The organism is Mycobacterium sp. NGS51, assembly GCF_059812525.1.
The window spans coordinates 1-205 of sequence record NZ_JCALCV010000073.1 but is presented as its reverse complement, the minus strand read 5'-3'; the positions used below and the strand labels follow the sequence as shown (position 1 = coordinate 205).

The 205-nt window shown below is 68.3% G+C and carries 1 protein-coding gene; it reads right to left on the bottom strand.

What is annotated here, in order from left to right:
• Positions 1 to 205, bottom strand: a 205-nt coding sequence (locus tag AC5Y5W_RS25020) for an AMP-binding protein (RefSeq protein WP_500014207.1), incomplete at both ends; no start/stop codon positions are given.

The following is a 205-nucleotide window of genomic DNA, read 5'->3' as shown; positions in this document are numbered from 1 at the left end:
TCGCGGGCACCGCCGGATCGATCGCCAAATACGCCGCCCCGGCCTTGAGCACCGCCAACATCGACACGATCGCCGCGGTGGAGCGCTCCAACAACACCGCCACACACTCACCCGGGCCAGCGCCCTGGCCGGCCAGCAAGTGCGCCAACCGATTCGATGCCTCATCCAGCTCGCGATAGGTCAGCGACCGCCCCTCACCGCTGAT